At 68.6% G+C, this 8510-nt stretch carries 8 protein-coding genes and 1 rRNA gene; 6 read left to right on the forward strand and 3 right to left on the reverse strand.

All coding sequences use genetic code 11. The features are described from left to right. Positions 1–54: 54 nt before the first annotated feature. The 3 genes from ACXAID_RS09870 to ACXAID_RS09880 all read left to right on the forward strand — a co-directional run bounded on the left by ACXAID_RS09870 (position 55) and on the right by ACXAID_RS09880 (position 3851). The gene (locus ACXAID_RS09870) at positions 55–3042 is read left to right on the forward strand and encodes an acyl-CoA synthetase (protein WP_475022021.1); all 2988 of its coding nucleotides are present in this window, start codon (positions 55–57) and stop codon (positions 3040–3042) included. An 82-nt stretch (positions 3043–3124) separates the two neighbouring features. Next, complete coding sequence (locus ACXAID_RS09875; protein WP_475022022.1) at positions 3125–3643, forward strand: hypothetical protein; 519 nt, start codon at positions 3125–3127, stop codon at positions 3641–3643. A gap of 4 nt (positions 3644–3647) precedes the next feature. Beyond that, entirely contained in the window at positions 3648–3851 is a 204-nt protein-coding gene (locus tag ACXAID_RS09880; RefSeq protein ID WP_475022023.1) for a Trm112 family protein, read from the forward strand. On the opposite strand, the gene ACXAID_RS09885 is transcribed toward ACXAID_RS09880, so the two are convergent. From ACXAID_RS09885 to ACXAID_RS09895, 3 genes are read right to left on the reverse strand one after another with little or no spacing between them, the layout of a single operon-like run. Further along, positions 3848–4465: a TetR/AcrR family transcriptional regulator gene (locus tag ACXAID_RS09885; protein WP_475022024.1), complete on the reverse strand. Its 618-nt coding sequence runs from the start codon at positions 4463–4465 to the stop codon at positions 3848–3850. The genes ACXAID_RS09880 and ACXAID_RS09885 overlap by 4 nt on opposite strands. Before the next feature lie 4 nt (positions 4466–4469). After that, positions 4470–5288 carry an ABC transporter permease gene (locus ACXAID_RS09890; RefSeq protein ID WP_475022025.1) on the reverse strand — a complete coding sequence of 273 codons (819 nt, stop codon included), beginning with the start codon at positions 5286–5288 and terminating at the stop codon, positions 4470–4472. Beyond that, entirely contained in the window at positions 5222–5986 is a 765-nt protein-coding gene (locus ACXAID_RS09895) for an ABC transporter ATP-binding protein (RefSeq protein ID WP_475022026.1), read from the reverse strand. Before ACXAID_RS09895 ends, ACXAID_RS09890 begins: the two co-directional genes overlap by 67 nt. Before the next feature lie 59 nt (positions 5987–6045). Here ACXAID_RS09895 and ACXAID_RS09900 point away from each other — a divergent pair, with 59 nt between their 5' ends. The 3 genes from ACXAID_RS09900 to ACXAID_RS09910 form a co-directional block, all read left to right on the forward strand. Next, entirely contained in the window at positions 6046–6657 is a 612-nt protein-coding gene (locus ACXAID_RS09900) for a DNA-3-methyladenine glycosylase (protein WP_475022027.1), read from the forward strand. 18 nt (positions 6658–6675) lie between these two features. Next, complete coding sequence (gene tyrS, locus ACXAID_RS09905) at positions 6676–7959, forward strand: tyrosine--tRNA ligase (RefSeq protein ID WP_475022028.1); 1284 nt, start codon at positions 6676–6678, stop codon at positions 7957–7959. A 471-nt stretch (positions 7960–8430) separates the two neighbouring features. Beyond that, positions 8431–8510 (forward strand): 16S ribosomal RNA (locus ACXAID_RS09910); the annotation flags it as partial.

Below are 8510 nucleotides of genomic sequence, written 5' to 3' on the forward strand. Positions count from 1 at the left end.
CACTGCAGTGTCGGGGGACACAACTAGGCGAGCCGGCTGGATAGGGGAGTGCGCGTGGTGGACCTCTCGGCGATAACCAGACCGGTGGGCCGGTTGTTCGCCACCGCCCAGAACGGTCTGGAGGTGCTGAGGTACGGCGGGCTGGAAACCGGCGCGGTGCCCTCCCCGTTCCAGATCATCGAAAGCGTCCCGATGTACCGGCTGCGCCGGTACTTCCCGCCCGACGCCCGCCCCGGAGCCAGACCGGCGGGCCCGCCGGTGCTGATGGTGCACCCGATGATGATGTCGGCCGACATGTGGGACGTCACCCGCGAGGACGGCGCCGCGGGCATCCTGCACCGGGCGGGCATCGACCCGTGGGTGATCGACTTCGGCTCGCCGGACAAGATCGAGGGCGGCATGCAGCGCACCCTGGCCGACCACGTGGTGGCGCTGAGCGAGGCCATCGACACGGTCAAGACGGTGACCGGCCGCGACATCCACCTCGCCGGCTACTCACAGGGCGGCATGTTCGCCTACCAGACCGCGGCCTACCGCCGGTCCAAGGACCTGGCCAGCATCATCGGCTTCGGCGCACCGGTCGACACGCTGGCCGCGATGCCGATGAACCTGCCCGCCAGCCTGGCGCCGGCGGCCGCCGACTTCATGGCCGACCACGTCTTCAGCCGGATCGACATCCCGGGCTGGCTGGCCCGTACCGGGTTCCAGATGCTCGACCCGATCAAGACCGCCCAGTCCCGGCTGGACTTCCTGTTTCAGCTGCACGACCGCGAGGCGCTGCTGCCCCGTGAGCAGCAGCGCCGCTTCCTGGCCTCGGAGGGCTGGATCGCGTGGTCCGGTCCGGCGATCTCGGAGCTGCTCAAGCAGTTCATCGCGCACAACCGGATGATGACCGGCGGCTTCTCGATCCACGGTGACCTGGTGACGCTGTCGGATATCAGCTGCCCGGTGCTGGCGGTCATCGGCGAGGTCGACGACATCGGTCAGCCGGCGGCGGTGCGGGGCATCAAACGGGCCGCCGAGAAGGCGGACTGCTACGAGTACCTGATCCGCGCGGGACACTTCGGTCTGGTGGTGGGTTCCAAGGCGGCCACCCAGACCTGGCCGACCGTCGCGGCCTGGGTGCGCTGGCTCGACGAGGGCGACCCGATGCCCGAGGGGGTCACCCCGATGCCGCTGCAGCCCGCCGAGACCAGCGAGAGCGGTGTGACGCTGGCCACCCGGTTGGCCCACAGCGGCGCGGCGGCCACCGAGATGGCGTTCAGCCTGGCCCGTTCGGCGGCCGACGCGCTGGTCGCCGCCAACAAGTCGGCGCGCACGCTGGCCGTCGAGACGGCCCGAACGCTGCCCCGGCTGGCCCGGTTGGGTCAGGTCAATGACCACACCAGGATCTCGCTGGGCCGCATCATGAGCGAGCAGGCGCAGGAGGCCCCCGGCGGCGAGGCGCTGCTCTTCGACGGGCGGGTGCACACCTACGAGGCGGTGGATCGTCGCATCAACAACGTGGTGCGCGGCCTGATCGAGGTGGGGGTACGGCAGGGCGCCCGGGTGGGCGTGCTGATGGAGACCCGGCCCAGTGCGCTGGTCGCCATCGCCGCGCTGTCCCGCCTCGGTGCCGTCGCGGTGCTGATGCCCCCGGACGCCGACCTGGCGGCCGCGGCGCGCCTCGGCGCGGTGACCGAGATCATCACCGACCCCAGCAACCTCGACCGGGCCCGCACGCTGGAGTCGCGGGTGCTGGTGCTCGGTGGCGGCGAATCCCGGGATCTGCACCTCGGTGCCTCCGACGACGCCGCGCACGTCGCCGAGGTGATCGACATGGAGCGCATCGATCCCGATCTGGTGGAGCTGCCGGGCTGGTACCGGCCCAACCCGGGCCTGGCGCGGGACCTGGCGTTCATCGGGTTCAGCACCATCAGCGGCGAACTGGTGGCCCGCCAGATCACCAACTACCGGTGGGCGCTGTCGGCGTTCGGCACCGCCTCGGCGGCCAACCTGTCCCGCAGCGACACGGTGTACTGCCTCACCCCGCTGCACCACCAGTCCGGTCTGCTGGTCAGTCTGGGCGGCGCCGTGGTCGGCGGCGCCCGCATCGCGCTGTCGCGCGAACTGCGGCCCGATCGGTTCCTGCAGGAGATCCGCCAGTACGGGGTGACCGTGGTGTCCTACACCTGGGCGATGCTGCGGGAGGTCATCGATGACCCCGCCTTCTCGCTGACCGGCAGCCACCCGGTGCGGTTGTTCATCGGCGCGGGCATGCCGGCGGGGCTGTGGCGTCGCGTGGTCGACGTGTTCCAGCCGGCCAACGTCGTCGAGTTCTTCGCCACCACCGACGGGCAGGCCGTGCTGGCCAACGTCTCCGGCGCCAAGGTCGGCAGCAAGGGCAGACCGCTGCCGGGCGGCGGCGACATCGCGCTGGCCGCCTACGACCCGGAGGACAACCTCATCCTCGAGGACGAGCACGGCTTCGTGCGCCGGGCCGAGGCCAACGAGGTGGGTGTGCTGCTGGCCCGCCCGCGTGGCCCGGTCGATCCGCTGGCCTCGGTCAAACGGGGAGTGTTCGCCCCCGCCGACACCTGGGTGTCCACCGAGTACCTGTTCCGCCGCGACGAGGACGGTGACTACTGGCTGGTGGACAACCGTGCCGGCGTCATCCACACCGCACGTGGCCCGGTGTTCGCGGCGACGGTCAACGACGCGGTCGGCCGATTGGGGGCGGTGGACATGGCCGTCACCTATGGCGTGGTCAACGGGGACGAGACCGTCGCGGTCACCGCGCTGGCGTTGCGGCCGGGCGGCACCATTCCGTCGGCCGATCTGTCCGAATCGCTGGCGGATCTGGCGGTGGGTGCCGCACCCGACATCGTGCACGTCGTCGCCGACATGACGCTGACCGCGACCTACCGGCCGCTGGCCGGCCCGCTGCGGGAGCAGGGCATCCCGAAGCCCGCCCGTAACGCTTGGTATCTGGACCCCGATACCCATCGGTACAAGCGATTGACCGTGGCTGTGCGAAGCGAGATCGCCGGGAGCGCACTGTGATGCCCGCTCGGAAGGGCCCTGTTAGGGTCGCTCTGGCGACTTCGCGTCGGGTAGTCGGACGCGCCGTCCACTAGGAGGAATGATGTCACCACACACCTGGCGCCGCGCAGCAGTGGCCACCCTGGCCTCATCGGCGCTGGTCGGCGGCCTCGCCATGGGTGTGGCAGCGCCGACGGCGCTGGCCCAGCCCTCTGATTCGTCCTCGTCCTCGTCGACCGAGGAGAGGCAACGTCCGATCTCGCCGGACGCGGTCCTGATGATGATCTCGCAGGAGTACGAGACCGGCCGCGGCGGCGGTCAGGTGTCCAAGCTGATCGAGCAGGTCATCACGCTGCGCAAGCGGGGCGTGCGGATATCGCGGGGCAACGCGCAGGCGCTGGTCGACGCGCTGGACAAGCGTCCGAACCAGACCCCGTTGATCGAGGCGCTGCAGGAGACGCTGACCTATCAGCGCAGGGAGTTCAATCGGGCGGGCATCCAGCAGCCGTCCGGCGGGGCCCCGCCGGTCGCCACCCCCGGCAGCCCGGGAGGCCCCGGCTGGCAGCCGGGTAACCCGATGCAGCAGGACAGCGACACGATCTTCCCGATGCCCGGCCGCTGAGTCGATGCCGCTCGATCCGACCCTGCTGGAGATCCTGGTCTGCCCCGACGATCGGGGGCCGTTGCTCTACGTCGAGGACTCGCTGTACAACCCGCGGCTGCACCGCAGGTACCGCATTGATGACGACATCCCGGTGCTGTTGATCGACGAGGCGGTCAGCGTCGACGACGACGAGCATCAGCGGTTGCTGGCCGCCGCGGCGTCCTAGAACAGCTCGGTCAGGTCGCCGGTCAGATAGCGCTGCAGATTCGGCGCGATGGTGTCGACGATCTTGTCGACCGGCAGCGACCGGAACGGCTCCAGTTCCAGGATGTAGCGCGCCATCACGACGCCGATCAGCTGTGAGGCCACGAACTGCACCCGCAGGCGCCCGGAGCCCGGGGGTTCGTCGACGCGGCTGCCCACCTCGGCGGTGATGACGTCCTGCAGAAACGACCGGAACATCGACAGTTCGTCGACGTTGCTTCCGCTCAGCACCGACCGCAGCGTCGCGATGAATCCGACGTCGGAATCCCACAGCGGCAACAGCAGCGACGGCAGTACCCGGCCGATCTGGTCGACCGGCACCTCGCGTAGCGGCCCGATGATCGTCATCGGGTCGACCGGGATCTTGATCGCCGCGGCGAACAGCTGGGTCTTGGTGCCGAAGTAGTGGTGGACCAGGGCCGGATCGACCGCGGCGTCGGCAGCGATCGCACGGATCGAGGTCTTGTCGATGCCGTTGCGGGCAAAGAGTTCCCGTGCGCTGGAAAGGATGCGGTCACGCGTCTCCGACGCCCCCGGCGGTCGGCCGGGCTTGCGTCGGTTCTGGTCGCCGGCCAACGGCTCAGGGCGTCCGTCGACGCAGCGTGGCGGCCGCGAGGCCCAGCGCCAGCAGGGCGAACCCGAGGACGACGACGATGTCGCGGATGGCGGTGGAGGTCAGTTCGGGGTGTGCTGCGACTTCCTGCAGTGCCTCGAGCGCGTAGCTGGCGGGCATGACGTTGCTGATCCACTCCAGCCAGCCGGGCATCTGGGCGCGGGGCACGATGATGCCGGCCAGCAGCAGTTGGGGGACGATGAAGACCGGCATGAACTGCACGGCCTGGAACTCGGTGCGGGCGAATGCGCTGGCCAGCAGCCCCAATCCGACGCCGAGCACGGCGTTGATGACGGCGATGACGAACACCCAGACCCAGCTGCCCTGGGTTTCGAATCCGAGAACCAGGAACGACACGCTGCACGCGACGATGGCCTGTGCGGCCGCGGCGATGGAGAACGCGGTGCCGTAGGCGGCGAGCAGATCCAGCCGGCGCAGCGGCGTGGTCAGGATGCGCTCGAGGGTGCCCGACGCCCGCTCGCGCTGCATCGTGATCGAGGTGATCAGGAACATCACGAACAGCGGGAACAGGCCCAGCAGAATCAGGCAGGCGGTGTTGAACGGCGACGGCGCGCCCGGACGGGTAGGCACGTTCTGGAACATGAAATACATCAGCGTGATGACCAGCACCGGCACCAGCAGGATCATCGCGACGCTGCGATGGTCTGCGGCGAGCTGGCGCAGTATCCGGGTCGTCGACGCGGTGTAGGCCTGCGGCGTTATCCGGCGGCGGGCGTGGTGGTGTGCCGGATGACGGACAGGAACGCTTCCTCCAGGGACTTGCATCCGGTGTCCTCTCGTAGTTTCGCGGGGGTGGTGTGGGCCAGCAGGTGGCCGTCTCTGATCAGCAGCAGGTCGCCGCAGTGGTCCGCTTCGTCCATGACGTGGCTGGACACCAGCAGCGTGGTTCCGCTGCGGGCCAGGTGGTGGAACGTCTCCCACAGCTCGACCCGCAGCAGCGGGTCCAGCCCGACCGTCGGTTCGTCGAGGACCAGCAGGTCCGGTCGGGTGACCAGGGCACACGCCAGCGATACGCGGGTGCGCTGGCCGCCGGACAGGTCGGCGCAGAACGCGGTGCGGTGATCGTCGAGACCGACGCCGTCGATGGCCGCGTCGACATCGGTGTCGTCGGCGCCGTAGAGCGCCGCGAAGTAGCGGACGTTGTCGACGATGCGCAGGTCGTTGTAGATGGTCGGGTCCTGCGGCATGTACCCGACCCGGCGACGCAACCCGGAGCTGCCGGCTGGCTTCCCCAGCACCGAGACGGTGCCCGAGGCGATGATCTGGGTGCCGACGATGCTGCGGATGAGGGTGGTCTTGCCGCAGCCGGAGGGGCCGAGCAGGCCGGTGATGGTGCCCCGCGCGATCCGCACCGAGAAGTCGTGCAGTGCCTCGTGTTTTCCGCGGATCACCCGCAGCTGGTCGATGACGACCGCCGGCTCGGCTCCGTCGTGAAGCAATTCATCGCTCGATGAACTCATCATGTGATGAATACTGCGTTTCTTGGTGGGCGTTGTCAACGGTCCCGGGCAGAATCGCTGCAATGGGTGCCGAATCGCTGTCCGGAGAGCCGCTGGGCGCGGCCCGACGGTTGATCGGATCGGTGGTCAGCGGTCGCGGGGTGAGCGCCCTGATCGTCGAGGTGGAGGCATACGGCGGTCCCGCGGACGGGCCGTGGCCCGACCCGGCGTCGCATTCGTTCCGGGGGCCGGGCGTGCGCAACGCGGTGATGTTCGGCCCGGCGGGACGGCTCTACACCTATCGCAGCCACGGCATCCATGTGTGCGCCAACGTGGTGTGCGGCACCGACGGCGTCGCCGGTGCGGTACTGCTGCGGGCGGCGGTGATCCGGGACGGTGTCGATGTGGCCCGCGCCCGCAGGGGCTCGCAGGTCCGGCCGGCCGCACTGGCCCGCGGGCCGGGCAACCTGTGCGCCGCGCTGGGAATCACGATGGACGACAACGGCGTCGACCTGTTCGATCCACGCTCGCCGGTTCAGCTCGCCGCGCCGTCGCCGCGTCCGGGTGTCGCCGGCCCCCGGGTCGGTGTCAGCAAAGCGGCGGATCGGCCGTGGCGGCTGTGGCTGGACGGATGTCCGGAGGTGTCGGCGTATCGGCGCAGTCCGCGGGCACCGGCTCCCGGCGACAGTGACTGATACGGAAAGATCGACCGCGTGGGTAGCGACATCCTCGACGAACTGGAATGGCGTGGGCTCATCGCTCAGTCCACCGACCGCGCCGCGCTGGCCGAAGCGATGGCCGCCGGGCCGATCACGGTGTACTCCGGGTTCGACCCGACCGCGCCGAGCCTGCACGCCGGACATCTGATCCCGCTGCTGACCCTGCGCCGGTTCCAGCAGGCCGGCCACCGGCCGATCGTGTTGGCCGGGGGAGCGACCGGGATGATCGGCGACCCGCGGGATGTGGGCGAACGCACCCTGCAGACCGCCGACATCGTCGCCGACTGGGCTGACCGCATCCGCGGCCAGTTGGAGCGCTTCGTCGAGTTCGACGAGTCGCCCACCGGCGCGTTGGTCGCCAACAACCTGTCGTGGACCGGGGAACTGTCGGCCATCGAATTCCTCAGAGACGTCGGCAAGCACTTCTCGGTCAACGTCATGCTCGACCGCGACACCGTGCGGCGCAGGCTCGAGGGGGAGGGCATCTCCTACACCGAGTTCAGCTACATGCTGCTGCAGGCCAACGATTTCGTGGAACTCCACCAGCGCTACGGGTGCAGCTTGCAGATCGGCGGGTCCGACCAGTGGGGCAACATCATCGCCGGCGTCCGGCTGGTCCGGCAGAAGGCCGGCGCGACGGTCCACGCACTCACCACGCCGCTGGTGACCGACTCCGAGGGCAAGAAGTTCGGCAAGTCCACCGGGGGCGGAAGCCTGTGGCTGGACCCGGCGATGACCAGCCCCTATGCCTGGTACCAGTACTTCATCAACACCGCGGACGCCGACGTGATCCCGTATCTGCGGTGGTTCACCTTCCTGTCGGCAGCCGAGCTCGCCGAGATGGAGCAGGCCACCGCCGAGCGCCCGCACGAGCGGGCGGCCCAGCGATGCCTGGCGCGTGAACTGACCGACCTCATCCACGGCGAGGCGGCCACCGCCGCGGTCGAACTCGCCAGCCGGGCGCTGTTCGGGCGCGGGGAGCTGACCGACCTCGACGAGGCCACGCTGGCGGCGGCGCTGCGCGAGGCCGGCAACGACGAGGTCGCCGAACTGGCGCCGGGAGGGCCGGACACGATCACCGATCTTCTGGTGGCCAGCGGGCTGTCGGCGAGCAAGGGGGCGGCCCGGCGAACCGTCGCCGAAGGTGGCGTGTCGGTGAACAACGTGAGGATCACCACAGACGAATGGGTGCCGCAGCCGTCGGACTTCCTGTTCGGCAAGTGGCTGGTGCTGCGGCGGGGCAAGCGGAACATCGCCGGGGTGCAGCGTGTTGGTTGATTGCGCAAGCATTTGTGCAGTTCAGGGCGATTTTTCCGGGCCGGGAACAAACCGTCGGTGGTCGGCGTTGAACATCTTCGGAGTCGACGCACCTTGGGTGCGCACGCTGGATCCGGGTTGAAAAACACGCTCTAGCAGCCCATTTGACTCAGAGTTATCCCTGACGTAACTTATCGGAGTCGCTGCGACACGGGCCCAGCCCGGAGAGCGCGGCCGACTCCCAGAGGTCAACCACTTCGGTGGAAGATCTCAGCTGCCCGCACGAGAGATCGCGGCTTTTCGCCGCGGCCTTCTTGCGCGGTCGGACGGGATATGTTGTTTGAGAACTCAATAGTGTGTTTGGTGGTTTTTGTTTGTTGGTTTTTTGCCATGCTCTGACTTCCCGTGTTGGGGTGTGGTTTTTTTTGTGATGCCAGTTTTTGGTGTTTTTGTTTGTTAGGTCAGATTTTTCTGAACTGCCTTTTTGGTTTTTGTTTGGAGAGTTTGATCCTGGCTCAGGACGAACGCTGGCGGCGTGCTTAACACATGCAAGTCGAACGGAAAGGCTCCTT

It is taken from the genome of Mycobacterium sp. ABE4_509 (genome assembly GCF_056160785.1).

Bases quoted from the DNA above. Each gene is read 5' to 3' on its own strand.
- ACXAID_RS09890 (WP_475022025.1), bottom strand. From the start codon at position 5,288: ATGCAAGTCCCTGGAGGAAGCGTTCCTGTCCGTCATCCGGCACACCAC.
- ACXAID_RS09900 (WP_475022027.1), top strand. From the start codon at position 6,046: ATGGGTGCCGAATCGCTGTCCGGAGAGCCGCTGGGCGCGGCCCGACGG.
- ACXAID_RS09895 (WP_475022026.1), bottom strand. From the start codon at position 5,986: ATGATGAGTTCATCGAGCGATGAATTGCTTCACGACGGAGCCGAGCCG.
- ACXAID_RS09880 (WP_475022023.1), top strand. From the start codon at position 3,648: ATGCCGCTCGATCCGACCCTGCTGGAGATCCTGGTCTGCCCCGACGAT.
- ACXAID_RS09875 (WP_475022022.1), top strand. From the start codon at position 3,125: ATGTCACCACACACCTGGCGCCGCGCAGCAGTGGCCACCCTGGCCTCA.